Annotated in this window: 26 protein-coding genes, 1 other RNA gene and 1 pseudogene; 16 read left to right on the top strand and 12 right to left on the bottom strand. The window is 52.2% G+C overall.

Annotated elements, in window-relative coordinates:
* The first annotated feature begins 30 nt into the window (after positions 1-30).
* Positions 31-1,185 carry a pyridoxal phosphate-dependent aminotransferase gene (locus E6072_RS05060; protein ID WP_316694199.1) on the top strand — a complete coding sequence of 385 codons (1,155 nt, stop codon included), beginning with the start codon at positions 31-33 and terminating at the stop codon, positions 1,183-1,185.
* Between the two features lie 65 nt (positions 1,186-1,250).
* Here E6072_RS05060 and E6072_RS05055 read toward each other — a convergent pair whose 3' ends face one another.
* Complete coding sequence (locus E6072_RS05055) at positions 1,251-1,487, bottom strand: hypothetical protein (RefSeq protein ID WP_316694198.1); 237 nt, start codon at positions 1,485-1,487, stop codon at positions 1,251-1,253.
* Between the two features lie 153 nt (positions 1,488-1,640).
* On the opposite strand from E6072_RS05055, the gene E6072_RS05050 reads away from it, so the two are divergent.
* From E6072_RS05050 to E6072_RS05040, 4 genes and pseudogenes are all read left to right on the top strand, one after another.
* The gene (locus tag E6072_RS05050) at positions 1,641-2,456 is read left to right on the top strand and encodes a reverse transcriptase domain-containing protein (RefSeq protein ID WP_316694222.1); all 816 of its coding nucleotides are present in this window, start codon (positions 1,641-1,643) and stop codon (positions 2,454-2,456) included.
* A 282-nt stretch (positions 2,457-2,738) separates the two neighbouring features.
* Positions 2,739-2,834, top strand: a pseudogene (locus E6072_RS08855) (hypothetical protein); the annotation flags it as partial.
* A gap of 88 nt (positions 2,835-2,922) precedes the next feature.
* Positions 2,923-3,111, top strand: a complete 189-nt coding sequence (locus tag E6072_RS05045; RefSeq protein WP_316694197.1) for a hypothetical protein — start codon at positions 2,923-2,925, stop codon at positions 3,109-3,111.
* Positions 3,104-3,310: a transcriptional regulator gene (locus E6072_RS05040; protein ID WP_316694196.1), complete on the top strand. Its 207-nt coding sequence runs from the start codon at positions 3,104-3,106 to the stop codon at positions 3,308-3,310. Before E6072_RS05045 ends, E6072_RS05040 begins: the two co-directional genes overlap by 8 nt.
* 382 nt (positions 3,311-3,692) lie before the next feature.
* Here E6072_RS05040 and E6072_RS05035 read toward each other — a convergent pair whose 3' ends face one another.
* Complete coding sequence (locus E6072_RS05035) at positions 3,693-4,439, bottom strand: metalloregulator ArsR/SmtB family transcription factor (protein WP_316694194.1); 747 nt, start codon at positions 4,437-4,439, stop codon at positions 3,693-3,695.
* 91 nt (positions 4,440-4,530) lie between these two features.
* On the opposite strand from E6072_RS05035, the gene arsD reads away from it, so the two are divergent.
* Together arsD and arsA are read left to right on the top strand one after the other, a co-directional pair.
* The gene (arsD, locus tag E6072_RS05030; RefSeq protein WP_316694192.1) at positions 4,531-4,899 is read left to right on the top strand and encodes an arsenite efflux transporter metallochaperone ArsD; all 369 of its coding nucleotides are present in this window, start codon (positions 4,531-4,533) and stop codon (positions 4,897-4,899) included.
* A complete protein-coding gene (gene arsA, locus E6072_RS05025; protein WP_316694190.1) occupies positions 4,899-6,665 on the top strand; it encodes an arsenical pump-driving ATPase in 1,767 nt (588 codons plus the stop codon). Before arsD ends, arsA begins: the two co-directional genes overlap by 1 nt.
* A gap of 318 nt (positions 6,666-6,983) precedes the next feature.
* On the opposite strand, the gene ssrA is transcribed toward arsA, so the two are convergent.
* The 4 genes from ssrA to tcuA form a co-directional block, all read right to left on the bottom strand.
* Positions 6,984-7,362, bottom strand: a transfer-messenger RNA (tmRNA) gene (gene ssrA, locus E6072_RS05020).
* Between the two features lie 142 nt (positions 7,363-7,504).
* Positions 7,505-8,350, bottom strand: a complete 846-nt coding sequence (locus E6072_RS05015; RefSeq protein WP_316694189.1) for a sulfite exporter TauE/SafE family protein — start codon at positions 8,348-8,350, stop codon at positions 7,505-7,507.
* Between the two features lie 469 nt (positions 8,351-8,819).
* The gene (gene tcuB, locus E6072_RS05010; protein WP_316694188.1) at positions 8,820-9,956 is read right to left on the bottom strand and encodes a tricarballylate utilization 4Fe-4S protein TcuB; all 1,137 of its coding nucleotides are present in this window, start codon (positions 9,954-9,956) and stop codon (positions 8,820-8,822) included.
* Positions 9,946-11,367, bottom strand: coding sequence for an FAD-dependent tricarballylate dehydrogenase TcuA (gene tcuA / locus E6072_RS05005; RefSeq protein ID WP_316694187.1), 1,422 nt, complete (start codon positions 11,365-11,367; stop codon positions 9,946-9,948). The genes tcuB and tcuA overlap by 11 nt, the downstream gene beginning before the upstream one ends.
* A 206-nt stretch (positions 11,368-11,573) precedes the next feature.
* Here tcuA and E6072_RS05000 point away from each other — a divergent pair, with 206 nt between their 5' ends.
* Together E6072_RS05000 and E6072_RS04995 are read left to right on the top strand one after the other, a co-directional pair.
* The gene (locus E6072_RS05000; RefSeq protein WP_316694185.1) at positions 11,574-13,112 is read left to right on the top strand and encodes an SLC13 family permease; all 1,539 of its coding nucleotides are present in this window, start codon (positions 11,574-11,576) and stop codon (positions 13,110-13,112) included.
* Positions 13,113-13,222: 110 nt separating this feature from the next.
* Complete coding sequence (locus E6072_RS04995; protein WP_316694184.1) at positions 13,223-13,528, top strand: DUF3039 domain-containing protein; 306 nt, start codon at positions 13,223-13,225, stop codon at positions 13,526-13,528.
* Here E6072_RS04995 and E6072_RS04990 read toward each other — a convergent pair.
* On the bottom strand, positions 13,525-14,916 hold the full coding sequence (locus E6072_RS04990) for a nicotinate phosphoribosyltransferase (protein WP_316694183.1): 1,392 nt from the start codon (positions 14,914-14,916) through the stop codon (positions 13,525-13,527). The two genes, E6072_RS04995 and E6072_RS04990, sit on opposite strands and share 4 nt — an antisense overlap.
* Positions 14,917-15,060: 144 nt before the next feature.
* On the opposite strand from E6072_RS04990, the gene E6072_RS04985 reads away from it, so the two are divergent.
* Genes E6072_RS04985 through E6072_RS04970 form a run of 4 tightly spaced genes read left to right on the top strand, consistent with a single transcriptional unit; the run spans position 15,061 to position 17,555 of the window.
* A complete protein-coding gene (locus tag E6072_RS04985) occupies positions 15,061-15,357 on the top strand; it encodes an ATP-dependent Clp protease adaptor ClpS (RefSeq protein WP_316694182.1) in 297 nt (98 codons plus the stop codon).
* Complete coding sequence (locus tag E6072_RS04980; protein ID WP_316694181.1) at positions 15,354-15,947, top strand: DUF2017 family protein; 594 nt, start codon at positions 15,354-15,356, stop codon at positions 15,945-15,947. Before E6072_RS04985 ends, E6072_RS04980 begins: the two co-directional genes overlap by 4 nt.
* A gap of 10 nt (positions 15,948-15,957) precedes the next feature.
* Positions 15,958-16,773, top strand: a complete 816-nt coding sequence (gene murI / locus E6072_RS04975) for a glutamate racemase (RefSeq protein WP_316694178.1) — start codon at positions 15,958-15,960, stop codon at positions 16,771-16,773.
* On the top strand, positions 16,770-17,555 hold the full coding sequence (locus E6072_RS04970) for an MBL fold metallo-hydrolase (protein ID WP_316694177.1): 786 nt from the start codon (positions 16,770-16,772) through the stop codon (positions 17,553-17,555). Before murI ends, E6072_RS04970 begins: the two co-directional genes overlap by 4 nt.
* 25 nt (positions 17,556-17,580) lie before the next feature.
* Here the strand turns inward: E6072_RS04970 and rdgB are convergent, their stop codons facing one another.
* Positions 17,581-18,240, bottom strand: a complete 660-nt coding sequence (gene rdgB, locus E6072_RS04965) for an RdgB/HAM1 family non-canonical purine NTP pyrophosphatase (protein WP_316694176.1) — start codon at positions 18,238-18,240, stop codon at positions 17,581-17,583.
* Entirely contained in the window at positions 18,237-18,971 is a 735-nt protein-coding gene (gene rph, locus E6072_RS04960) for a ribonuclease PH (RefSeq protein WP_316694175.1), read from the bottom strand. The genes rdgB and rph overlap by 4 nt, the downstream gene beginning before the upstream one ends.
* 270 nt (positions 18,972-19,241) lie before the next feature.
* Between rph and nudC the strand changes: the two genes are divergently transcribed.
* Positions 19,242-20,261, top strand: a complete 1,020-nt coding sequence (gene nudC, locus E6072_RS04955; protein WP_316694173.1) for an NAD(+) diphosphatase — start codon at positions 19,242-19,244, stop codon at positions 20,259-20,261.
* Complete coding sequence (locus E6072_RS04950) at positions 20,209-22,317, top strand: ATP-dependent DNA helicase UvrD2 (RefSeq protein ID WP_316694171.1); 2,109 nt, start codon at positions 20,209-20,211, stop codon at positions 22,315-22,317. The genes nudC and E6072_RS04950 overlap by 53 nt, the downstream gene beginning before the upstream one ends.
* Here E6072_RS04950 and E6072_RS04945 read toward each other — a convergent pair.
* Positions 22,314-23,255 carry a hypothetical protein gene (locus tag E6072_RS04945; protein ID WP_316694169.1) on the bottom strand — a complete coding sequence of 314 codons (942 nt, stop codon included), beginning with the start codon at positions 23,253-23,255 and terminating at the stop codon, positions 22,314-22,316. The two genes, E6072_RS04950 and E6072_RS04945, sit on opposite strands and share 4 nt — an antisense overlap.
* 74 nt (positions 23,256-23,329) lie before the next feature.
* Complete coding sequence (locus E6072_RS04940) at positions 23,330-24,955, bottom strand: zinc-dependent metalloprotease (RefSeq protein WP_316694167.1); 1,626 nt, start codon at positions 24,953-24,955, stop codon at positions 23,330-23,332.
* A 125-nt stretch (positions 24,956-25,080) separates the two neighbouring features.
* On the opposite strand from E6072_RS04940, the gene E6072_RS04935 reads away from it, so the two are divergent.
* Positions 25,081-26,172 (top strand): S16 family serine protease, encoded by a 1,092-nt coding sequence (locus E6072_RS04935; RefSeq protein WP_316694165.1) that lies wholly within the window; start codon positions 25,081-25,083, stop codon positions 26,170-26,172.
* Here the strand turns inward: E6072_RS04935 and E6072_RS04930 are convergent.
* Positions 26,141-26,749 (bottom strand): PPA1309 family protein, encoded by a 609-nt coding sequence (locus E6072_RS04930; RefSeq protein ID WP_316694164.1) that lies wholly within the window; start codon positions 26,747-26,749, stop codon positions 26,141-26,143. The two genes, E6072_RS04935 and E6072_RS04930, sit on opposite strands and share 32 nt — an antisense overlap.
* Positions 26,750-26,808: the final 59 nt, after the last annotated feature.

The raw sequence follows: 26,808 nt of genomic DNA, 5'->3' as shown, positions 1-26,808 counted from the left end.
GGAGCATCTCGCCGTCATAGAGTAGGGGCGATGCATTTTTCACAGCGAGTTAGCCTTTCTCAGCCCAACGCCATAACCTTGGCGGCTGGGAAACGGCGCGCGCAGGGGCAGCAGCTGGTAAATATCTCTGACTCGAATCCCACTCGGCATGAGCTGGGGGAATCTGGCAGTCCCTACCAGGCTGATCCGCGCGGCCAGAGTGAAGCCCGCCGCGCCCTCGCCGATTATCTTTCCCAGCGGGACGAGCGCGAGGTTGACCCCGATAACTTGTATCTGCTGAGTTCCACTTCGCAAGGCTACAGCTGGCTAATGAAACTACTGTGTGATCCCGGTGAGGCAGTCTTGGCGCCTACTCCGGGATATCCGTTGATAGAGACCTTAGCTAGCTTAGAAAATGTGCAGGTGACTTCCTATAGCTTTGTTTGGTTAGGACGAAACTGGGAACTGGATCCGCTCTCGCTGCCGACTGTTAACGAAGCCGGGCGTCCGCGAGCCCTGGTGGTCATCAATCCGGGGAACCCCACCGGTGCCTATTTAGATGGGGGAGAGTGCCAGCTCTTAATGGATTACTGCGGATCCCATAATCTGCCCCTGATAGCGGATGAAGTGTTCTATAACTTCCCCTTGCCAGCTGCCCCGCAATCTCGCGCCCGCCTGGCCGGTTGCCCCGACATACTCACCTTCGCCCTCGATGGATTATCGAAAAATTTGTGTGCGCCTGGGGTGAAGATCGCTTGGCTGGAGGTTTCGGGGCCAGAGTCGCTAGTAGCAGAGGCGAAAGCCCGTTTAGATATCATTGCGGATGCGTTCTTGCCCTTTAGTGATATTTTGGCCGCGCAGCTGCCGGGCTTCTTGGAGCAAATACCGTCGCAATCGGCGCGAACTCGCGGGCGGTGCGCCGCTAACTTGGACGTCTTGCAAGGTTTGGTAGGGGAGGATCCGGCCAGCCCGGTTACGGTAATGGCGCCGCAGGGAGGCTGGAACGTACTGTTGCGTTTCCCTTCCCATATTGACGAGGACGAGCTGATTGAAAAACTCTTGCAAGACTTTGGGATTTACTGCCAGCCCGGCTACTTTTTTGATTTGCCCTTCTCTGGCACTATCAGCCTGTCTCTGCTGTTAGAGACAGATTCTTTCCGCGAAAATGCGGCCAAAGTATTACGTACTATTACCGCTTTAAGCTGAGGTGGCAACCAGGTTTGTCGTCCTCCTAGGGGCAGTTGGGAAGGCGCCAATAGGTTGGTTTGTCGTTACTCGAATGCTTCTAGAGCCTCTGGTTCCAGATCTCCGCCAGCAACTAATTCCCGAGCTGTTTTCTCTATTTCATCAGATAGGGGGATACCTGCGGCACTTGCCCAATCAAGTGCCAGATCAAGATCGGGGCCATCCTGGATTTCGAGCTCTTTAAGATTTTCTAGCAGGTCAGTGTGACCCGCCTTGCTGATGGTGGCAAGAACCATGTCCCAGGCATCTAGGTACCCCATCATTGGTGCTGCTCCTTAACATCGGGTGCGGTTTTACCCTGAGTAGGTTTTTAGCTAGATACGGACTTATCGCTGCGTTTGCTAGCTTATTACCCTCGCCCTTGCCCGTAAAGCAAGCGCAACTACCGTAAATCTGCGAAAAGAGTTGCGCAAGATATCTTCCGACTAAGATTTCCGCCCGGTATCGTTACAAATGAGGCTCGGGTATATGAACTCTTTAGAGCGATTGGATATAAAAAACTTGTCGCTTTTGAGCTAGCGCGTCTGACAACTTTCCTCCCCGATAAAAACCTAAGACGCAATATTCAGGCGCTATATAATGAAAAGTTCGAAATAACCCCAGCGGCGCGCAACTACACGAAGCTCGAAATATCAATAGATAGCAGCGATTGCCCCTACCCCAGGTATCGAGACAGTGCGGGGAAGATCATTCGCGGCGTGCTTCCGCAAGGAGCCCCCATATCCGGGATTATCGCCAATATTTGCGCTGGTGAACTTGATAAAGAGCTTGCGTCTTTAGCGCTGTATAACGGTCTAAAATATTCCCGATATTGTGATGACTTGTTTTTCTCCCCGCGACCTGACCATGAACATTTTGACCGCGGCTTCGCCGGTTTAATCATCCGCGACGTTAATCGGGTCGTACTAAAACAGGGTTTTCGGATAAACCAAGGCAAAACTAGGGTAGTGCCGCCCGAGTCTAAGAAGCTGATATTAGGTCTGCAAGTGGACGACAGTGTCCGTCTGGACACCGCGTTTAAGAAAAATATTGACTACCACATACGTGGAATTGCTAAATTTGGGATTCAGCAGCACGTGGCGCACACTAAAGGCAACCCGCCCCCAGTATTGAGTTTCCTAAACCATCTGCAAGGATTAATCGCTTTTGCGAAAGGAATTGAGTATTGGTACGGGGAAACACGCGAAACAAACTTGCGAAAGGCATTGTTGACTGGTGAAGTAACGCGATAATTCCGCATTGCTTTCCGAATCTCAGTGCGACCACTACCCGTAATCCCGTTTTTGGTAGAAGCTCGATAATTTTTACAATAACCGCGAAAATCCTATTGGCACAGGCGAACGCTCAGCCCGCGTTCGCGACCTTCCCGCGCCAGATGGATTGGCTTGGTATCTATTGCCTGTGCTTGTTGTTCTGGTTCTACTAATAGTGTTTTCAGTATGCTAAACGTATACCGTATAATGGTAAGTTAAGTCTCGGTTAGGGGAAACCAGAAAACGAAAGGAGGGTGCGGTTGCAGGACTACAGATAAAACTGACCTGGGAAACCTACTAGCCCTAGCCGGTCTGCTACTTGCCTTGTGGGATCACTTCCATCAAGACGAAAAGTAGCCGGGAAGGTCTGGCAGGGTCTAAATAGCACATACCTACGTCGATCCTGTCTTGGTCAGATTCTACCAGTCAACACCGCTAAAGAGCCATGAACCGGAAAAAGTTTAAGGGGCATCTCGGAACCCTGGGGTGTCTTATCGCCATTGGTGGTGCTAACTTAGCCATCACTGACCTGCAGGCTGCCACTTGGAAGACGGTAACCATGTGGGTTATTTGGGTTATCGCTATGGGGGTATGTCTATATGATCTGAACGCTGGAGGTGAAGGCGGTGAGTGAGACTTTTTTAGCGTTGCGTGATGTGGCGTGCCTAATCGGTGTCACTAAGGGGACGGCGGCATCTTATAAAGCTAAGGGGATGCTTCCTAAGCCTGACGCGGTGGTTGGTCTTGACGACCGGGCGGTTGCAGGCTGGCGTAAGGAAACAATTGTTAAATGGGATGGGGGGCGTCCTGGGAAGGGCAACCATAGTCGATAGATAGCGTTTTGGGTATACGAAACCACTCCCTCCGGGTGACGGTTCAGCATGTTTTTCTTCCCTAGGATGTGTTGGAGTTGATATCTACCCGAGCGATGCTGTTAATCAGTAATAAAAGCGGGTGATTTTTGGGCCAAGAGAACAACGAAAAAGCGATATTGATGCCCAACTGATACGTTCGAGGAGAGGAAAAACAAAATAGGACGCTCACTTTGTATCAAAATGAGCGTCCTAGTGGTTGCTTAGACGTTCATTTTGATATCAGGCTCTGGGCGGGTGCAAATTCCTAGTGTTGGCTTCATTCCAATGGCTTGGGCTGGTCGCGCCGTCGTTTTCCGACTGATGATGTTTCGGTATTGCTTGGATGTGAAGCGATATTTCGTTAAGCGATTCGGGTTAGTAGCTCTCTTACGCGCTTGGTAATTTCGTCGCGGATTTCGCGTACGACCTCTACAGGTTTCCCCGACGGATCAGCGACCTCCCAGTCTTCATAGTGGGTTCCGGGAAAAATTGGGCATGATTCGCCACATCCCATCGTGATTACCCAATCTGCCATCTTCACTTTCGCCGGATCAAGTTTTTCTGGCTGCGCAAACGGCTCTAACCCTATTTCGGCGAGGGTGTCGCGCACCTCGGGGTGTACTTCCTTGGCCGGTTCGGTGCCCGCACTCATGATGGTCACGTCAGAGCTGGCTAGTTTTTGCGCAATGGCAGCTGCCATTTGTGAGCGACCAGCGTTTTGTCTGCAGGCAAAAAGGATTCTGGTCTCGGTGGCTCCCTTTCGGCTTGTGGGTTGTTGAGGCATGTGTTTAGCGACAACGTCAAGGAGTCGAGTATCAAAATCCGGAGCGATCGAATAGTAGGCCCACTTACCCTGCTGTTCACGGCCTAATATGCCAGCATTTACCATCCTGGTGAGATGGTGCGAAATGGTTGACCGACTGATGTTAAAAACCTCAGGAAACGAGCATGCGCACACCGGGTTCGGTGAACAGCGGTATATGAATAGAGCCAGTTGCAGCCGCGTGACATCACTGAGTGCCGCAAAAATATCTGCCGCGTCCTGACATTGACCTTCGCCGGCGATTGCAGGTGCGGGGCAGCAATTCGGAGCGTGTTGGCTGTTCATACCAAAACTCTATCACACGTTTCGACACCCATCGAAACGTGTGATAGAGTTTGTGTCGATTCGACAATCATCGAAATGTAAGGAGTTAACTGTGCGTCAAATCGATATCTATGAACCGGCTTTGTGCTGTTCTTCTGGAGTCTGCGGAACCGACGTAGATCAGGCTCTCGTTGATTTCAACGCGGCGCTGACCGGCCTGGATAAAGAGGGAATTACCGTCACCAGGCATAATTTGGCGTCTGCCCCGGCTGATTTTGCGACTTGCGAGCCAGTTCGCGCATATGTTGAGGTAGCCGGCACAGACGGCCTACCAGTTACTGTGGTTGATGGCACTATCGTCGCGACTGGTTCCTATCCCAAAGTCGATCAGCTCCGTCAATTCGCGGGGGCATCCCCGGAGGAAAAGACAACTTTGCCCGTAGTTGAGTCTGGTTGTTGCGGCGGAAGTGGGTGCTGCTAATGTCCCTTCCTGAACTGAGCACCAAGTTTGCGTTTTTCACCGGTAAAGGCGGAGTTGGAAAGACTACGGTTGCTTGCTCTTTAGCTACCCGCGCGGCAGGTGAAGGTAAGCGAGTACTGCTAGTATCAACTGATCCAGCCTCGAATATTGGGCAGGTATTCGGCCGTCAGATCGGATCGGGCGGAGCAGAGCTAACCGACCTGGTGCCCGGTGCTATCAGTTTTGATGCGGTAGAGATTGATCCGGAGGCAGAAGCGGATCGGTATCGGGAATCTATCCTGGGTCCGGTTCGCGGCTTGCTGCCACCCGAGGTGTTAGCAACAACCGAAGAAACCTTGTCCGGTTCCTGTACGGTTGAAGTCGCTAGTTTTAATCGATTCGTAGACTATCTAACCAACGAAGACATTACTGGCCACTATGACCACATCATTTTCGATACCGCCCCGACCGGACACACCCTGCGGTTACTGTCCTTACCCGGTGATTGGTCTAGTTTCATTGATAAAGGCGCGGGTGACGCCTCGTGTCTGGGGCCGATGTCGGGGTTAGAGAAGAACCGGCAAACCTATCATGAGGCGGTCGCAGCTCTGTCTGACCCGGCACAAACTTCATTGGTGCTGGTGGCCAGGGCGCAAATCTCGACCCTGCAAGAAGCTAACCGTTCCACCGGTGAACTCCTTGAGATGGGAATCAAACCCGCACTGTTGGTGATCAACGGGATCCTGCCAGTGAGCGCCGCTACCGATCAGCTTTCGGAGTCTATTTATGTCCGGGAACAGGCACTACTAGATGGCCTTGCCACGAATACACAGCTGAGCGCGATCAATAGTGTTCCAACGGTACGGATCGAGTTGAATGCTAACCCGGTGATGGGGGTAGATGGTCTGTTACATCTGGGCGAGGCTTACGGCGACGCAACTTCGAGCTCGGGTCACGTATTAGAGCCGAGCCCTGCGCAGTCTAATTCCGAGCTGCACGTCGGTTTATCCCATCTGGTGGATGAGCTAGCAGAGGGAAAACCGAAACTCGTCTTGTGTATGGGCAAAGGTGGGGTTGGGAAAACCACCGTGGCGCAAATGCTGGCATTGGAGCTCGCTAAGTGCGGCAAGCCAGTGCATCTGTCCACCACGGATCCTGCGAACCACCTCGATGTTTCCCTCGAAGATCGCATCAAAGGTTTGACGGTGTCATCTATCGATCCTGACGCGGTGACGGCTAGCTACCGTGAAGAAGTGCTCGCCACCAAAGGCGCTTCTCTCGATGCCGAAGGGTACGCACAGTTGGAGGAAGACCTGCGCTCTCCATGTACGGAAGAAGTGGCCGTTTTCAAAGCATTTTCTGAGGTCGTAGCAACGGTCCAAAACCAGTGGGTCGTCCTCGATACCGCCCCCACCGGACACACTCTGCTATTACTGGACGCCACTGGGTCCTACCACCGCGAACTCATGCGCCAATCCGGACGTGACGATTCCGCCACCACGCTCCAACGCCTGCAAGATACGGAAGTGACCCGGCCAATCCTCGTGACACTGCCAGAAACCACGCCAATGCTCGAGGCACAATCCCTCGCCGCGGACCTGTCGCGAGCAGGTATTGAGCCGTGGGCATGGGTGATCAACCAGTCACTCCCGGCAACCGAAACGTCATCGCCGTTCCTGCTACGACGAGCCAATGCGCAACAGGAGATAATTAACTCGGTCGCTGATCAGGCAGGGGTACAAGTGGTTCAACTGCCCGTCATGCTCGACCATGAACTACGGGAATAGCGATTTAGCGAAGCTAAGTCGTATAGGTCACCTCGTCTCGTCCGCCAGTTTTAAATGGTAGGACAGACGAGGTTGCCGTTTTTATTCTGAGACTTGGATGGCTTGAATCCTTGTTATTGTAACCAGGCGATATGCACGGGTCATCCAGATCCTCACGCCACTGAGCCCTCACGGGTTCGATTCCCGGGCTCAAAATATATGCAGGCCCCAGGATAAACCTGAGACCTGCAATCATGGTGCTGGTAATCCCTGACGGGATTACGCACTATTTCCTCACTCTCACTAACAAGCAAACTTGCTTGCCGTTCGAGTTCGTCATAGTGGAGCCGCGGGGAATCGAACCCCGGTCCAACTGGTACTCCTGCATTCTTCTCCGTGCGCAGTTTGCCTGAGCTTTTTCTCAGCCTGAATCTACTCGGCAAACTAGAGATTCTATAGGCTCAGTCACTGTAAAGTGTCGCTGCAATCCCATTGACGAAAACTGCAGCCGGTGGCTCCTGAAAAACGACGCCAGGAACCGAGGTAGAAGCACCCCCGGAGCTGACGGACTTTTAAAGGCTCTGCTTAAGCAGCTAGAGCGAAGTCAGTGCGGTTATGTTTAGCACTTATTGTTTTGTGAAGGACGTTAGCGAGATGACTTCACATTCTCGGCACGCTTCTCTGCAACCAATACCAGCTGTCGAAACCGATCGACCCCTATTAAATTAATAAACACCCAACTTCAATTGTTAAACACCCAGTGTGAATGCTCTGATCATTATTTCTGTAAAGCAGTTTTTAGTCAAGCGAAATGTGACACGAGAAATAAGGCTTAGAGCCAATCGAACAACTGAGTGGTTTTACGCCCCTAGTAACGTGGCGCTCAGCGTGTAAACAGCTACTAGCAGCAACAATATGGCAAACAGGAATGTTAAAGTGGTGGATTTGGTTTTACGGGTTAAGCTCGCGCCGATCGGACCTCCAATCATTGAGGCGAAGGCGAACGGCAGTACGTTCAGATAATCAATCTGGATAGCGGTATCCATTCTGGCAGCTAGTCCTGCCAGGGAAGCAATCACCATCACCAATAGGGAAGTGGCCGATGCCTCTTTCATGTCGAAATGCATTATCAGAGTGAGGGCAGGTACTACCGCAAATCCTCCTCCTACCCCGAAAAATCCGGTTAAAACCCCGATCAGGACGGCTGCAATAATAATGGTAATCCAGTGATGTAGGCGAGAATTCGCCCTCTGGGAGTTTTCATTTCCTCGGGTATTTTTATTACTAAGTTGCTCATTCTCATCCGTATCGGGGGTCATCGTTCGGGGTTTCTCACCGGCCGCATTTTTTTCTTTAGCTGCCTTGCGGAACATTAATCCGGCAACTATTACAAGTAGGGCTGAAAACAGATACATTAATAGACTCGGTGAGACCAGAGAGTTTAGGAACGACCCGATAAAAGATCCCGTAATTGAAAGCGCCCCAAATGCTGCTCCTTGTTTCCAATGAACTTCTTTACGTCTGCCTACCAGGGCTATTAGGGAGGTCGCTCCCACAATCAATAGCGAACCAGCGGCGGCATTATGAGGAGACTGTCCCAGCAGATAAACCAGGATGGGAACCGAGAGGATTCCTCCTCCTGCCCCAAGCAGACCGACGATAATGCCTACGCAGATTCCAACTACTATCGGCAAAAGTAGGCTCATTGTCTTCTTCCTTTAATCAATGATTCTTTCCATAATGTCTGCTAGCCACAAACGATTCGGAGCTGGCGCTCTAAAGTCACGCCTTACCAAATCAGGACGGGTATCTTCCCTACTTGCTTTCCGGGTAGTTATCGGGCATTTGCCCTTCATCACAATCCTTCGCATCCTAGTCAAACTATGTAGACACAACCCAGACCTTCCCCTCCACTCAAATGGAACAAAACCTGCGGCGCTTCTATAGCGGTTTAGACGCGTGCGCTCATGCTGTGTACAAGCTCGCACACCCTTCCTGGAGGATCTGTGGTGAAGGTATCATCGGGAACACTCTCTCGTGAGCCTACCAAACAACCCTGAGGTCTGCCTAGCAATTTGAGCGACGTCCTCGCCCACGAAACCTTTGAATCCTGCAAGCTTTCCGAAAATGTATTAGCCCGGAGCTACTACTCAAAAAACGTCAGGAGCTGGGGGCTTACCCGTTCTTAGCTTGTAAGGCTTGCATATGCGCACGCACTTCCAAGTTATCTTGATAAATAGAGATAGCGCGGAAGAACAGGTGTACAAACTTGGTACGGGGGAACACTAAGAAAGCGGTTGCCACCATCGCAATATGCAAAACTAACACGGAGGGAAATACGGCTCCACCCCTGAATACTGTCACCAAGAACCCACTTAGCATCAGCGCCATCAGTCCGCCCAGTAGCGAATGGTCAGCTTGCCACATGCGTTCGGTAGTTTCTTTGCGATCAGTTTTTGGCTTTAGTGCCATTAATATGATGGAACCAATCAATGCCGCAAGGCCTCCGACTGATCCTAAAATCACCGGAACCGATAATAGAGAATAGGGCGGCATCATTCCCAGTACGTACTGCATGAACGCGGCACAAACTGTAGCTAGGAAAGTACCTATGAAGCCGTACATGAGTAGCTGGTGTCCTACTTTGCGTTTGCTGGAAGGCTCTCCGCCTACATAGGAGCATCCTTCCTGTCCGCCACTCATGTGGCGCAACACTAAAATATCGCTAACAGTCTTTCTCCAGTTAGAAAAGTTGAAGAGACTAGAACCCTCACTGCGGATAGCGTGCCAGAACTTTACCGTTCCCACGGTGGTTACCACTAAACCGTAAATCAAACATGCCGACATGACCAGTACTAAAGCCACGTGCCCAAACACGTCATAGATTTGTCCACTGGAGGTAGTCAGCCAGTTTTCGGTACCAAAGAAGTACCCAATGCCAAACAGAGACAGCAAGCACAAAATGAAAATGAGAACCAGACCGCGTATTCCGGAGATCGCTCGTGGAAGCTTGAAAGGGAAAATATAGCGGTCATAGGTTTCTTCACGTATTTCAGCAAATAGCTTTGGGGGATTAAGCGCAAACTCGTGCGGGGGAGTGTACATGCAGGCGGTGTAGCAGTCTCGGCAGTCGTGGCATAGGTTCGCCAGCTGCTCCATTTCTTCACGGGAGGGCGAAGGATGACGCTCCATTGCTGGCCAGACTGGACAATAGCCTGCGCAATAACGGCAGGCGTTACAAATTGCCAGTTGCCGACGTCCTTCAGTAAAAATTGCTCCGCCTTTAGCGGTATCAACTTCACTAGTTGTCATTTTGTGCTGCCTCCCTACCTGAGATCCGTCCCCATACGGTTCCAATCGCCATTCCGAAACCTGCCATATAACCACTGGAAAGTACATTTCCGGACATGATTTCACCGGCCGCAAACAGGTTGGTGAACTGCCCTCCATCGGTCATTTGGATCCGGCCATGGGTGTTAACTTTTACCCCCATATAGGTGAATGTAATTCCTGGTGCCATTTTGATTCCGTAGAACGGGCCAGTGTCGAGGGCGCGAGCCCAGTTGGTTTTCTCCGGGTCTAGCCCGCTGGTACCCACCCCATCTTTTCGAGTGGGGTCAAAACGCTGGTTAGCATCCGGGGAGATAGCGCTGTTAAAGCGGCGAACGGCTTCCTCGGCGCGGGTACCTTCCAGCCCCATCTGTTCGGCGACTTCGGCGATTGTTTCGGCTTTGAAAACCCCATACATCGGGGGCATGAAGAGTCCCTTGGCTTTGGAGTCCCAAAAGGCGTAGGCAACCTGATCTGGTTGCTGGGCGATATTACGTCCCCAAATGGCGTAGCGTTTCGGCCAGATTTCTTCTCCCTCGTTGTAAAAACGCTGGTAGTCGCGGTTGAGTACCATTCCGAAGGGAATGCAGTCCAAGCGGGTAGCAATCCCGCCATCAAACATGGGGCTGCGAGCATCGACTGCTACTGCGTGGAACCCTTTGGGCTGTCCTGCGCGGTCGGCTCCCGCATCCAGTAGCAATCGCAAGATGGTGCCGTCATTAGTTTTAGGCCCACGGATATGGTAGTTATAAGCCGCTGGTCCCCAGTACTTGGCTAACCAGTCAACATTCGCTTCGAACCCACCGGCGGCACACACATAAGACTTGGCCTTTACCTGGTAGCTTTTACCCTTATGCATCACGGTCAAGCCGGTGCAGGTGTTACCGTCAAAGTCCATATGTTCCACGCTGGATTCATAGAGTACTGGAATACCACGCGAGCGCAACGATCGATAATAGTTATTTATCAGTGCTTTCCCTCCACCCAGAAAGAAAGTATTGGTGCGCCCTAGGTGCAAAGTTCCCACCAAAGGTGGCTGGAAGAGAGCGCCATGATCCATCATCCAGGCGGGTACCGTCCGGGTCTCTTCCACGGTTAGGGCAGCGATTTCCTCATCGGAAGGGCCGGTGCCGACTGAGCAGAGGTCTTTCCAAAGCTCCTCTTTAGTGTAAGCACCGGTGTTATAGGGGAAATCGGCATCATGAATACAACGGATATTGCGGGTATGCCGGGAATTTCCACCCCGGAAAACTTGGTTTGCTCGCTCTAAAATCAGAACTTTTGCCCCTTGGTCTTGGGCGGACATGGCGGAGACGACAGCGGCGTTTCCGCCTCCGATTACAATCACATCCCAAGGTTGGGTGAGCAGATCGTTTACGTTAGGTTCCTGCATGTTATATCTCCCAGTTGGCTAACAAACGGAGATTAACACTTTTTGTGACCTAAGTACCGTAAAGTTCACGCAAAGAAGGTTGGTTAATTCTTTAATGTACGTAAATCTGCTGTTCACGCTATCTTCAGAATTGTCTACACATCTAATTAGTGTGATACATTTCATAATTATACTTCATGTTTGGAAATAGCGTCTATACTCCCGGTATGGATGGACACACAATTTACCTTTTAGGGGTTCTATTTGGTGCCATAGTTCTCTTAGTAGTTTTGATTAACTGGCGAACCAAGATGCACCCCTTCCTTGCTCTGTACATAGTCGCTTTCCTAACTGCCCTCGCTGCGGGAGAGCCCATATCAGAGATTCCAGAAACCCTAATGGCGGGATCCGGGAAGATACTGGGGAATACCGGGATCTTGGTTTTCCTGGGAGCAATGCTCGGTAAACTGCTCGCGGATTCGGGGGCAGTTTCAAATATCGCAGACTTCGTCCTCGATCATGCCTCCCCGAAAGCAGCCCCCTGGGTGATAACCGCAGTAGCCTTCATCCTGGGGATTCCTATGTTTTTCGAGGTAGGGCTGGTAGTTTTAATGCCAGTTATCTACGCGGTAGCACTGCGGCTGGAGGTACGAGCCGGCCGGCCACAGCAGTGGTACTTACGTACATTGATTCCAGCAATCGCCGCTCTGTGTTGTCTACATGGTATGGTTCCCCCGCATCCGGGTCCTATTATCGGGGTGCAGGCTCTTAATGCCGATATGGGATTGACGATTCTTTTAGGTCTGCTGTGTGCGGTTCCTACCGTAATCCTGGCCGGTCCTATATACGGAAATTTCATCGCTCCCCGGATCAAGTTAGAGCCACCTCCTTCTCTAGTTACCCAATACGCTGGCACCACCTATGAGGAAGCGGAAAGAATCTATAAGGAAAGTGGATCTTTTGCTGAGCTTGCCCGCGATCACACCGAAACCCCTGGTGCTTTTGGCGCTCCTAAAGAGGCTCCCACCCAGCGCCCTGGGGCTTGGTCGCAAACTACTGCTACTGCAAAAACTGGTTTGACTAGCCCGCCTAGTAGCTCGGGTATTTCCACTCCGATGGCTTTTTGCTGCGTGCTATTGCCAGTGGTGCTGATGCTGGTTCAGGCAGTGGTGAAAATTGTGGCTCCCAAAAGCCATTTTGAAACAATCGCCGGAGTAGTAGGGCAGCCAATTATCGCGATGCTAATCGGGGTGTTGTTTACCGGTGCGGTGATTATGATCCAAGAGAAATGGGATGGGGATCGCCTGCGCGAATCGGTAACCAAATCTCTGGCTGCAGTAGCAACCGTGGTAATGATCGTTGCGGGAGGGGGCGCATTCAATGCTGCCTTGAAGGATTCTGATCTGGGAGATGCAATCGCCAATGCTGCCGGATCTATTCATATGAACTTGATAATTCTAGGTTGGTTAATCGGGTTGCTGCTGTCGTTTTGTACCGGCTCAGCTACCGTAGGGATCGTTTCGGCAAGTGGGATTTTAGCTCCGCTAGTGATCGGATACTCTGCACCCTATGTGTCTTTGATTGTGATCGCCATCGGTTCTGGCTCTATCGGACTAAACTGGGTTAACCACTCCGGATTCTGGTTTGTGAAAGAGTGCTTTGGAATGACTTTGGGGCAGGCGACTAAGACTCATATGGTGGTGCAAACTATCGTTTCCGTACTGGGATTGATCTTCACCTTCTTGCTATCACTGTTCTTTGCTTAAAAAAACTGAAAGAATCTTTCGCAGTCAGCAAATAATCCCGCTATGCCTGCCCTAAATCCAAAGCTACCGACATTTTTTGGCCGCGAGTAGTTAAGATTGGGGATATGGAAATGCGTAACGGTTTATCGGATCCAGATAGCGGACAGACCGAGGGTGGGGTAGGAGTACTCGAACGCCCGGAAACTCACCGGCAAGAGCCCGGGGACAAGGATCGTTATGCGCATTATGTGTCTGCCCATCGCCTGGCAACCTCCAGGCTTACCGGGCAACCGGTGGTTGCCCTCTGCGGTAAAGTCTGGGTTCCCACCCGGGAGGTGCGAAATCACCCGATATGTCCGCGCTGCGTAGAGATTAAGAAAGAGATGGATGCTTCCGGCGGACCCGACTGGCCATTTCGCGGTCCCAGTTCCCGCTAGGCTCGCAGATCTGCGCTAGTGGGGGCTTCTACTTCGTCCTCCCGCTCGGTTAAATCAATAATCTCGGTGGGGATTGCCGCTTCTCCTGCCGACAACCGCCATCCCTGGTAGGGGAGCTCGTTACGTGCCTTTACATGATGGTCTTGAGCATCCTGCAGCGCCTGTTTACCCATATAACTCCGGTTAGGCTCACCGTCAGTAACCAGGTCTACCAGTAGCGGGCGGGCATTGCGGCGAGCAAGCTCGGCCTCAGCTTGCTCGGCGTTATCGGCCACCACTACCAATTCGGCGTTGGCATATCCGTCCTCACCGCGGGCGCGCCCCGCAAACTTGCGTCCTCCCAAAGTGGATTTAGAGGTCGAACGCTTGGCAACATCATGAATGGAACCGTCCTCATTGACCCGCTGCACCAGTTTGTAAACCAAAGCCGCCGTCGGAATGCCTGAACCAGTCACCATCTTGGTGCCCACCCCATAGGAATCAACAGGAGCAGCCCCGAGGGCGGCAATCGCGTATTCGTCCAGGTCGTTGGTGACTGTAATCTGGGTACTTTGGGCATCTAAAGAATCTAGTAGTGCGCGTACCTTAAAAGCCTCCGCCACCAGGTCTCCGGAGTCCAAACGGACGCATCCTAGTTCTCCTCCGGCTTCTCGCGCCAGTTTAACCCCGCGTTTAACCGCGCGTGGAACATCATAGGTGTCCACCAAGAGAGTGGTGCCCGGCCCCAGGTTTGCTAGTTGCGCCCGGAAGGCGTCTTCTTCGGAGTCGTGAATCAAAGTAAAAGAGTGTGCGGCGGTTCCGATGGTGGGAATCCCATAGCGCTTACCTGCTTCTAGGCAGGAAGTACCCCTGAAGCCGGCAATATAGGAGGCGCGGGCGGCTGAAACTGCGCTGCGTTCATGGGTACGCCTCGCTCCCATATCTACACACGGCCTCCCGTGAGCGGCGATAGTCATTCGCGAGGCAGCGCTAGCTACCGCGCAGTCATGATTTAGGATTGACAGTAATAGGGTCTCTAATAAAACGCACTCCGCAAACGTGCCTTCTACCTGCATTAGGGGAGAGGATTCAAAATAGCATTCCCCTTCGGTGTAACCGCGAATGCTTCCCTTGAATCTATAGGATTTTAGGTAATCCAGACAGTCATCGGAAACTATTTTTTCCCGTGACAAATAGTCGATCTCTTCACTTGAAAACTCAAAACGTTCCAGAGCCTCAATAATGCGGGCATTGCCAGCCATCACTCCAAAGCGACGTGCCGGGGGTAGACGCCGGCCGAACAGCTCAAAGATAGCTCCCCGATCCCAGGTTCCTGACTGCAAGGCAGCATCCACCATAGTCAGTTCGTACATATCGGTTAACAAAGAAGTGGTAACTGAAGAACTCATAGTTTTAGCATACTCACAAACCAGCTATAATCCAGTTTTCGACCTAGAGGCGAAAACAAGGTTCTGGGCTTGATTGTGGCTGCAGAAATATAATTATTTTTTCAAACCCCCCCATTCCCTGCGCCTTCCTAATAGTCTGGACGTATGGTTAATGATCTGGTATCTGACCCGGGTACTCCGCCGTACTCGGACAGTACTCGCCTAAAGCAGTGGCGGGTTACTATCTTGCGAGATCCAGTTAACCAGCCGCGATATGTAGAAAGAGTATTAGCTCACCAGTTTTCAATGTCGCGGGAAAAAGCCAAACGCACCCGGCTAGAAATTTTTAGCCAGGGACAAACGGAAGTCGCCGCCGGTACTCGCGAACGAATGGAAGCTCTAGTGCAGGCGTTGCACGGTTATGGTTTGCGCGCCACCTTGGGCGGACCGGATCAACAATGAATACCTTTCGTCCCGTTCCCGGGGGGTGGGAATGCCAGATGGGGGCAGTTGAACGGGACTTGTTCCTGCAAGCCATTTGCGAAGTGCGCACCCTACTTGATCCGCCGGTATTGCCTTTTGAAATCACCACGATGTTAGGGGAGGGCGAAGAAGAAATCCCCGGCAGCAATGTGCATCTTGAAAACGCCTCTTTGGATCGGTTACTCCCGCCCGGATCTGCCGATGAGGCAACCGCGCAAACTATGCGGGACTTGACTGATTCGCAGTTACGTACTCAGAAAGCTGAGCGCCTGGATCGCCTCTACTCTTTGTTGTCATCACAAACCGGCCCGGTGATCGTGATCGAAAACGGGCAAGAATGGGATTGGCTTAGCGGAACCAACGATGTGCGTCTGGCCATATCTGGCAAACTTAAACTGGGGGATAGCGATGAAGGTACACAGCACAGCTCTCCCGAATCTTCGCAGGTGACATCGAAATCAAGGGATGAAAAATTTGAAGAAGTCCTGGTGTCATCGTTTTATGAATGGCTCTCTGGGTGGCAAGATTCACTGTTGCAGGCGATAGATTGCTGGCCGCGGCCTAGCTAGGCTATTTTTTGTGACTAATGAAGCCGCTATTGGGATTTTTGACTCCGGAGTTGGGGGACTAACGGTCGCGCGCGCAGTGCTAAATGTGTTGCCGCGCGAAGAGATTCGTTATGTGGGGGATACTGCCCACACTCCCTACGGGGAAAAAGATTTGGAAACTGTGCGGGGCTATTCCCTGTCGATTATGGATTCTCTGGTGGAATCCGGGGTAAAAATGCTGGTAATTGCCTGTAATACGGCCTCGTGTGCGGTATTAGATCAGGCGCGGATTAGATACCAAGAAGAGCAGGGGATTCCAGTAGTCGAAGTGGTACAGCCCGCAGTAGAACACGCGGTTACCCGTTCACGTAACGGCAAGATCGGAGTCATCGGCACCCGGGCAACCATTGATTCCGGGGTATATCAAAGGAAGCTTTCAAAAATGGGAGCGGAAGTTTTCACCCAAGCCTGCCCGCGTTTCGTTGAATTCGCAGAAGAAGGTATTACCGCCTCCCAGGAACTGTTTGACATTACGGAAGAATATCTAACTTCTCTCAAAGAAGCAGGAGTAGATACTTTAGTTCTCGGTTGTACCCACTACCCACTACTAGAAGGGCCAATCTCCTATTTCATGGGAGAAAACGTCTCCTTGATCTCTTCTTCCTCAGCAGCTGCCAGAAAAGTTTATGGCGAACTGGTAGAAGCAAAAATGTTGCGTCCCTTTGGGGCACAAAAAGCAGATCACCACTTCATATGCACCGAAACTAAAAAGAGTTTTATCGCCCTTGCCTCCCGAATTATGGGGGCTAACTTTAATGGAATTAAAGAGGAGGAGATCACCAGATGATCCTGACAGTGGTAGGGGTAACCGGTTCCATGTCCGGCCCGGCCTCCCCGGCATCCTGCTATCTTTTACAGGCAGAAGGAACCGACTCTCTAGGTTTACCCCACACCTATTCGGTGGTTTTTGATTTAGGTCCCGGCTCTTTCGGGCAGATTTGGAACTACACGGATCCGACAAAACTAGACGCGGTAGTACTCTCTCACCTGCATGCGGATCACTGCTCCGATATAGTATCGATGCAGGTACACAGGCGTTGGCATCCCAGGGGAGAGCTAGGGCCGATTCCCGTGTATGCCCCCAAGGGCATAAAGGATCGAGTGCGCGGCCTAGATGGGTTTAGTCCCCGCGACGACTTCAGCTCAGAATTCGAGTTTCATCATATAAAGCAGGGACGAGACTTTAATGTTGGCCCCTTGCAGATTAAGCCTTTCGCGGCTTGGCACTCGGTTCCGGCTTTTTCCTTCCGGGTAACCGGTCCTGGTAAGAACGGTCAGGCGGTTTTCACTTATTCGGGAGATTCTGATGAGTGCGACACCCTGGTACAAGCCGCCACCAACTCGGATCTATTCCTGTCTGAATGCGGTTTTACCAGGGAAGATGAGGTTCGCGGTATCCATATGTCGGGGGATCGTGCCGGCCGGGTGGCTCAGAATTCGGGTACCAGCAAGCTGGTGCTCACCCACATTCAGCCCTGGACAGACCCAGAAGTGCCGTTAAAGGAAGCAAAAACTACCTGGCGCGGAGATCTCGAAATTGCTCGCTCCGGGATGAGGTTCGAGCTTTAGGATCCTCCAAGGAGGACGTATCTAGTTAGGGTCGTGCTTGAGCAGGGGTAACGTTTCCTCCTAGTTCAATAGTGGCCGCGATTGCCGGGGCGAGGGCGCGGAAGGCTTTGCCCCGATGCGACAGAGCATTCTTTTCACTCGGACTTAGTTCGGCATTCGAAAGCTGCTGCTTGTCAGCTATAAAAATCGGGTCGTAGCCAAATCCGCTTTCACCGCGGGGAGCAGTAAGCAACTTTCCAGTCATTTTCCCGAGGCAGTGTCGTTCTAAACCAGCCGGTGAGACTAGCACTGCCGCACATACAAAACTGGCTCCACGATTTTCTTCAGGTACGTCCGCCAACTGGTTGAGCAGTAACTCTAGGTTCGCTTGGTCATCCCCATGATGCCCACACCAGCGTGCCGAGAAAATTCCGGGAGCACCCCCTAAAATATCTACGCATAGTCCCGAGTCATCAGCAACTGCCGGCAAGCCGGTTCGCTGTGCTACTAGACGGGCTTTTATCAGTGCGTTTTCAGTGAAACTTACCCCGTCCTCTACCGGTTCCTCGATTCCCAGCTCGCCGGCTCCCGCAACCATTTCCGGAGAAAAACCGGGGATTAACGGACAAAGAATCTCGGCAAGCTCGCGTACCTTATGGGGATTATGGGTGGCGAGGATCAAACGCGCGCCGGGAGGTATTTTCACGATAGTGCCCCTGCTTGGATGCGGGAAATCTCTTGGATTCCTTTATCGGCCAGATCCAAGAGCTGGTTCAACTGGGAACGATTATAGGATTCGCCCTCGGCAGTTCCTTGGATTTCTACGAACTTTCCCGAGCCAGTCGCCACGATGTTCATATCGACATCCGCGCGCGAATCCTCTTCATAGGGCAGATCTAGCAGGGCGTTTCCTTCAATAAATCCTACCGAGACCGCACATAGCGAATCGGATAACACCTTGCCGGGACGGATCCATCCTTTTTCTTGTCCTACTTTGATGGCATCCACCAAAGCCACATAGGCACCGGTAATCGAAGTCGTGCGGGTACCGCCATCAGCCGATAACACGTCGCAGTCCAGCACAATTGTGTTTTCCCCTAGGGCACTCATATCTACTATGGCTCGCAGGGAGCGGCCAATTAAACGTGAAATCTCATGGGTGCGCCCCCCGATTTTTCCCCGTACCGATTCGCGTCCCGAACGTGTGGAAGTAGCGCGCGGCAGCATCGCATACTCAGCAGTCACCCATCCCAGACCGGAATCTTGCCGCCAGCGCGGCACCCCCTGGGTTAGCGAGGCATTGCAGAGGACGCGGGTATTTCCGCAGTCAATCAGCACGGAGCCTTCGGCCTGTTTTGCCCAGCCACGGGTAATTGTTAGCGGTCGCATCTGGTCAAAAGCGCGTCCATCGGCGCGTACAAACTTTTCTATACTCACGTTTCCGATTATAGATGACTGCGGTTTTTGTCATCATTTGTACTCATGCGGGGCACCTCCGGTATTTATCCCCTGGCTGAGAGTCCAGGGGAGGAAAGTGCGGCAAGTTTCAACTTTTCGGACAATGTTTTCGATGAAAGGGAGGCAATAGCTGCCTTCTTGGAGGGGCTTATTTTAGGCACGTAGCAATAGACTTCCCGAAATATATAGAATCGACATTTCCGCGTCCTGCAGATGCCGCTAGCCGGTAAAACGGATAGGTTAGTGTTTATGGATAGTCCTGCTCTTTCGCGCTACCGCATCGATCTGGATACAGGTTGCCGCCAGTTCGTGCATGTACCCAGCCTACTGCGAGAGGGCGCGACGGAAGTTTTTGCGGTCTCCGATCGGCGTCGGGTTCTCTTGCCGCTAAGTGACGGAGTCAGTGTGGCTCCGGAAATAACGGCCTCCCGTTTCCACGTTTCCGCTCCTTTCGGGACGGGAAGCCTATACCGTCTTTCTAGCGGTGAGCGGCAGTTTTTAGGACAAATACAGTCCTGGGACGAACGTTACCAAGCAGGCAAAGCCTGGTACCTGGGCAGAAGCGGTGCCACCAGCCGAGTTGCCCTGTTTATTAATGACCATGAACTGGCAGGACTTGCTGAACACACGGAAGCATCTCTACGACTAATTCCCTTACGTCAAGTGGGAGCCTTTTTAAACGGTCAAGATGCGGCCATTGCTACCCACGCGACTTGTCTGGGACTGTGGCACTTGGACACTAACTATTGTTTGCGCTGTGCTACGCGGCTTGAAATCGCGGCCGCGGGTTGGGAACTTCACTGTTCCCGGTGCGGAGAAATTGTTTACCCCCGCCAAGATCCTTCCGTAATCGTTGCTATAAATGATGAGGCCGACCGGTTGCTGCTGGCCCATAACTCGGCTTGGGAGGCTAACTTCTATTCGGTGATTGCCGGCTATGTAGAAGCCGGGGAATCTTTAGAGGGCGCGGTTCACCGGGAAGTTGGAGAAGAGGTGGGACTGGAAGTCGATGAAGTGCGCTATCTGACCTCTCAACCTTGGCCTTACCCGCGTTCGCTAATGTTAGGGTTTTCTGCTCGCTCGCGCACCCCCTATTTTATTTTGGATCAAACCGAGATCGATCGCGCGTTGTGGGTAACTCGCGGAGAATTTATGGAGTTAGTGACCAGTAGGCAAATCAGTCCTCCCGGGCCGTCCACAATCGCCTCAAACTTGATTGAAAACTGGTTGGGCTCACCAATTGTTCGTCCCCAAGACAACTACCTATAAGCTGATTGACGTGGAGCAGGCAGAAGAACTATTAAAACATTTAGACCCTGATCAGGCAAAAGCTGCCAGAGCTTTGCGGGGGCCAGTATGTATTAGGGCGGGTGCGGGCACCGGTAAAACTCGGGCGATTACCTATCGTATCGCCTATGGGGTGCGAACCGGGGTCTATAACCCCTATTCGGTTCTAGCTGTGACTTTCACGGTGCGGGCAGCCGCAGAAATGGGGTCGCGTTTGCGGCTACTGGGGGTGCAGGGCGTGCAAGCGCGTACTTTCCACTCGGCTGCTTTGAGACAGCTCAGATATTTTTGGCCCACTGCCATCGGTGGGCAGTTACCAAAACTAATAGAGAATAAATCTTCGCTGGTAGGGGCGGTAGCTGCCCGGCTCGGGCTCCCTAAAGAACGGGCGGCGGTGCGCGATTATTGTGCCGCGATTGAAATGGCCGCGGTGAGTATGGTTGCTCCCGAGGACTATGGAAACTGGGTAAAAAACACCGGTATACAACCTCCGGCCGGGATCTCCACCTACGATATGGCTGATATTCTGCGCGGATATAGCGAGGCCAAAAAGGAACGATCCGTTATAGATTTCGAGGATGTACTGGCTTTGACCTGCGGAATGATCGAGGAACGTCCTGATATTGCCCAGCAGATCCGCTCCCAATATCGCTTCTTCGTGGTCGATGAATATCAAGATATTTCTCCCCTACAAAAACACCTATTAGAGCTGTGGCTGGGGGAGTCAAACCGTGATCTGTGCGTAGTGGGGGATGCTGCCCAAACCATTTATTCTTTTGCCGGAGCCACTCCGGAATACTTGGTCAACTTTGCGCAGGAATATCCCGGTGCCCACACGGTTACTCTGTCTCGAGATTACCGCTCCACCCCCCAGATCGTCTCCCTGGCGAACGGACTGGTTAACCGGGATAAGGAAACCAAAAAACAGGCAGTAAAGCTCACCTCGATGCGCGAGTCTGGTAGTGCGGTACACTTCGATCGCTACCCAGACGATGAGGCCGAGGCGGCAGCGATCGCAAAAATGATTAAGGAACGGATCGCAGCAGGCACACCTGCTAGTGACATTGCGGTGCTATTTCGTACCAATGCCCAATCCAGCATGTTTGAAGCGGCTTTGGCGCATAGGGATGTGAAATATTGCGTGCGCGGGACAGAAGGATTCTTTAAACGCCCCGAAGTTTCCGCCCTCCTAAAACAGGCCAGTCTGATCGCCCGTCGCGGAGCGCAAGGCAACCTCGGAGAAATCGTGGCGGAATTAGCTAGACCTCTTGGGTGGTCGCCGCAAGCTCCTGCTACTCAGGGCGCGCTGCTTGACCGTTGGGAGGCGTTAAATACCCTGGTAGCGCAGGCACAGCTCAAAGAGGCGGCGGGATTGTCGCTGGCCTCTTTGGTGCAAGAATGGCAAGAACTTGCCGAGGCGCAGCTCGATCCGTCTGGCGGAGGAGTCACTTTGGCGTCTATCCATTCCGCCAAAGGTCTAGAGTGGAAAACTGTCTTCCTGGCGGGTGCCAGCGAGGGTCTGCTGCCGATCACCCAAGCGAAATCAGGAAAAGAACTGGCAGAAGAACGCCGCCTGTCTTATGTAGCCGTAACCAGAGCGCGCGATGAACTATTCGTTAGCTATGCGCAGAAGCGTTCGCTAGATCGTAAGGCCACCCGCGCCTGTTCCCGATTTTTCTCTCCAGTGTGGCCGCGGGAAGAAACCGCGGTAAAAACCGTACGTACCCCCAGCAGTCGTAAAGATACTAAACGATTTTTAAAAGAGGCCAGTCAGGAAGAGCAAGAACGCTTTGAACGTTTGCGCCAGTGGAGATTACTAGTGTCTCAAGGACAGGGGAAACCGGCCTATACGGTGTTTTCGGATACCACTTTGCGTGATATTGCCATTGCCAAGCCACAAACCCTAAAACAGTTGTCGCTGCTGCGAGGGATCGGTCCGGTCAAGTTAGAACAGTTCGGGGCGGACGTCCTACGAATTTTGCGAGGGGTGGATCCCGATCAGGTTGCTCACCAGCAGTTGCAAAATCTTTTGGACTAGTCCCGCACGCAACCGCACTGGGGGTGGGGTTGCCATTGCCTCAGCTGAGGTAGGGGATCGGCGAGATTGAAAACCCAAGATGCTCCGGTTAGAGATAACGGAAGCCCAGATAGATAGTTCAATATTTCTCGCACTGCAAAGGCACTGGCATATTCGCTTAGAGCAGTGTCGGCCATTACCGGAGCAGCGCAGGCTAATTGGGCAGCTATCTGCGGCCACTCCGGATCGGCATCTCGTTTGGCTAAATGCTGACAGTGTAGGCAACAGGTAGTCCCGGGAATAAACAAAGGGCCAACTTCAATCTCGGTTTCCCGTTTGATAATCGGCAAGTGGGGGATTCCTCTGTTAATGCAAGCCTTCGCCCAGGCAGGATTAGTAAGGTAGGAACTGATGGCAACTTCTATGGTTACCGCTTTATTGGGCAGCTGCTTGTTTACTCCCAACACTAAGGGTGCCACATCTTGACGCATAGCTCCTAGATAGTCATCTTTGTAAACACACAGATCACGGGTTTTTACCTTGCTTTGATCACGTAGAATTAGCGAGTGGATCCCGCATGCTACCAGCTTTCTAGTCAGGGTAATTCCTAAAGGACCCAGTCCGCTTACTCCCACCAATGCCTGCTCGCGGCTCTTGATTGCGCTATCTGAGCCGTAGAGGTGATAGGCGCAAGCACAATCACCATCTGGTACCTGATGCTTGGCAGCTAGACCTCCATCTTTGAGTATGTGGAGAATGTCTTTGATTTCTTTCTTGTTTTCCGGAAAGCGACGTTCTAAATGGGAGTTGTACCAGCTTTGTTTCTCAAAAAGCCACTTGAGAATGGCGATATGAACCGGGCTGAGTCCCTTAACTAAGAAACCATTACGCCCGCCAGTGCCAAATTGTGCCTGACCGCCGGAACGAAGCAGCATTACCGAGCCGTTAATCAATCTCATGCGTCCAGCATTCCAGAAGGAAAAAGGGTGACGCTAGAGTGAGTTAAAAACTGTGGATATTCTATTATTAAACACTATTTAGCTGTGTCTGCCGATGGGGAATCGTTTTCATCATCCCTATCTGCTCGGCCAGAATCCTCATCATTTTGATGCCCCGCGGATCCCTTTGGTTCTTTTTCTGAGTCGAGATTGCCACCCATCAGTTGATCGCCCTGAGAATCCACCTCGGGGGTTAACCCTTTTGCCCATCCCAAAGTACCAGACAGCAAAGAATCTAAATCTTGATCTACCTGGTCTTTTTCTGGTTCCTTCCCGCTTTGGCTCATAAAGCTCTCGGGGTCGGTTAGATCTTGCAGAGTTGGAATCATATCTGGATGTGACCAAACTTGATCACGCTGGCGCATTCCTTGTTCATTTAGCAACCGTGACCACAGTGAGGCTGCTTGCCGGGAGTACTTAGGTCTCAGCTCCATCCCGATGAGCGGTTTTAAGACTTTCTCTATCGGGGAAGTGGTTGCCCGCCGCCTGCGCAGCAATTCCCGTAACTGAATGACGTGGGCAAGATTAGGCATACAGGCTCGGGTAGAAACTTCATCCACCCACCCTTCGATTAGCGCCAAGACGGTTTGCAAATCCTCCATAGCTTGACGCTGGGCTGCGGTTTCTTCAGATGCAAAAATATCTACCGGCAGACCCAACCCTAAATTGGCGGGATCAAAGTTCCCCAATGGTAGGCCGACTAAGCCTTCTTGTTCTCCCAATTGTTCTTGTAGACGGTCTTGTAAATCCCGCACTGACTGGTCGATAGCTTCCGGATCGATCCGGATTTCTTGCGCATACCGGGCGAGCAACCGCGACAGCTTGTGACGTAGCCAGGGAACAGAATGGAAAAGACGCGCATGGGCGGCCTCGCGTACCGCCAGATATTGTCCGACCTCTTCCTCGGTAATCTCTAAATCCTGGGCAAAGTTGGTGACATTTACTGGCACCAGTCCCATGATTTTTTCTTTCGCCAAGGGAATACCGATATCAGTGGAGCCAAAAGCAACTTGCGCTATCTGTCCCATGGCTTGCCCAATCTGCACGGCAAATAACCCAGCTGCCAGGTTCTTTAGTAGAGAATTGGGATCCATAGGGCCGATAATTTGTCCGATTCCCGGAATCGCGGCCGAAGCCTTCATCTCTTCGGTATCAATTCCTTGCCGCTCAAATTGTTCCGCGATGGCCTCGGTAAATGCCCGTACCACATTGGCAATCACCGGTTCGGTCAGGCGCTGCCAAGCGGGAACCGTAGCTTGAATCCATTCTCGAGGCGTCCACGCCACCCGTTCACTAGCGGTTGGGCTTAAGGTAGTGACCGTGTCTAGCCACAAGTCTGCAACTGAAAGCTGTTCGCGTACCTTCTGCGCCTGAGCTGCGCTAGTGGGAGGAAAATTGGGGAGGCGGGAAGCGGCTACTTCCACCGCTGCATCCCAATTTACGGCTTCTTTGCGAGGGGCAAAGAAATGCTTTAATTGGCTGGCTCCGAAGCTGGATCCGCCGGGGAAAGGAAAGGGCATCGCGGTGCCGGCGAGCTTTTCGGGGTCGATTCCATTTGCTTGTAGTTGCTGAAAGGCGTCCTCAGCGGCCTCTTCTCCCAGCATGTTCTTGAGGATTTGGAACCATTCCGGTCGCTGCTCCTGGCCATTAGCTTCGCTCAAGTGCTGCGCACCCCCTAAAATAGACTACGTTCTTAAGAGTATCGGTATTGTGAGCTGGGGACTAGGCACGCGAGAGAGTTTCGCCTTGGGCAAAGCCGATTTTGAAGCTTAGGGAAGGAGGAAGGGTGACGAGTAAACGCTCTGACAAGTCGCGCCGGCAAGGACGAATTGGAAAAGCCATGATGACGCTGTCCGTTATCGGATTCTTGGTTCTAGGTTTTGCCATTCGTGCGCCCTATGTAATTGAATCTCCCGGCCCAACTTTTAACGTTCTTGGCTCCCAGTCCGGACATGGGGAGATCATTAAAATTGCGGGGGCTAAAAGCTATCCCCCCAAAGGTCAGTTACGGATGGTAACCGTTTCCCTGCGGGGAGGTCCGGAAACCCACGTTACCTACGCGGAAGTCCTGCTGGCGAAAATGCGATCAGATAGTGAAGTATTACCCGAATCTGCGGTTTATCCCGCGGGGGCAACTGCCAAACAGGTAAAGCAGGTTTCTCAGGCACAAATGGAGGATTCCCAACTGAGCGCCAAAGTGGCAGCGCTTAGCGAGTTAGGCTACCAAGTTCCAGCCAAGTTTAAAGTTACCGGAGTGGGAGAGGACTCCGATTTTCGGGGAAAACTTAAGAAGAACGATATTTTGCAGGGGGTCGCCTTCCAGGGAAAAACTCAGGAGTTGAACCGGGCTAATACGCTTTTTGATATTTTGGAGGGCGCAGTGCCGGGAACTTCTCTCGAGTTTAAGGTGCAGCGTGCGGGTAAAAATCTCTCGATTAGTGGGAAAACCCGTAAACCTACCGATGGGCGCACTGGCTCCCAACTCGGTATCTATCTAGATCCCCAAGCAAAACTGCCGGTAGATATTAAAATTGCTCTCCAGGAAGTGGGAGGCCCCTCGGCGGGAACCATGTTTGCGCTAGGAATAATCGACCGGATGACCGCCCAGTCGCTGACCGGCGGGAAAAAGATCTCTGGTACCGGCGCGATTTCCTATGGCGGACAGGTGCTGGCAATCTCGGGGATCCCTCAAAAAATGGCAGGCGCGAAAGAGGACGGTGCCCACTGGTTTTTGTTGCCGAGAGCCAATTGCGGGCAAGTAAAACCCATGGAAGGAATCCGGGCGGTACCGGTGCAAGATCTAGAGCAGGCACGTAAAGTTAGCATGCAAATCGCAGCCAATGATCTTAAGAATCTTCCGCGCTGCCCGGCTCGCTAACTAGCTCCGCTAGTTCGGCATCACTAACCAACATCGCTTTTAATACTTCTAGTAGTTCTGGCACGATATTATCGCCTTGCGCCACCATAGCGTCGCTATCTTCGCTGCGTGCCCTCGAAGCGCACCAGGTATTTCCGTCACGGGTAGCGGCAGCTACGATCCGCACGTCTTGGCGGGTTGGATGCGCCAGTAAGAACTTCTCCCGCTCCTTCGGGTCTTCAGGCGCTTCGGCATCGGCTTGGGGAGAAACCAAAAAACGTTCCATCGCGACTGCCACTCCTGCCACGTCCTCGCCAAAAACTAGATGCCCGAGAGTATCCATTAGATCTGCGGGAGGCAGTTGATCTTGGAGGACGGCGGTGAGGTGCTGCGGATTTTCTGATAATGCTGCGCGCAGTTGCTCTGCTTGGGCTGCTTCCATCTCCGCTTCTAATTGCGGGAAAATCGTCTTGGTAGGTACCAGTGCAAATAGGCTCGGGGATTGATCCCATCCCAGCTGAGCTACATCTTTTTCTAGGGAGGAAACCGCTAAGCGCAGGGATAATTGCGCGGAAGATAAATCCGGTGAAGTGTCCATGGTGCTATGTTGCCATCTTCGCCAAGGTGACGGCTAGTCCACTTTTCTGGGGTGAGTAA

Source organism: Varibaculum cambriense (genome assembly GCF_032557235.1).
In the GTDB taxonomy this organism is placed as follows: domain Bacteria; phylum Actinomycetota; class Actinomycetes; order Actinomycetales; family Actinomycetaceae; genus Varibaculum; species Varibaculum cambriense_C.
Note: the sequence above shows the minus strand (reverse complement) of the source record. Positions and strands in the feature narration are given on the sequence as shown.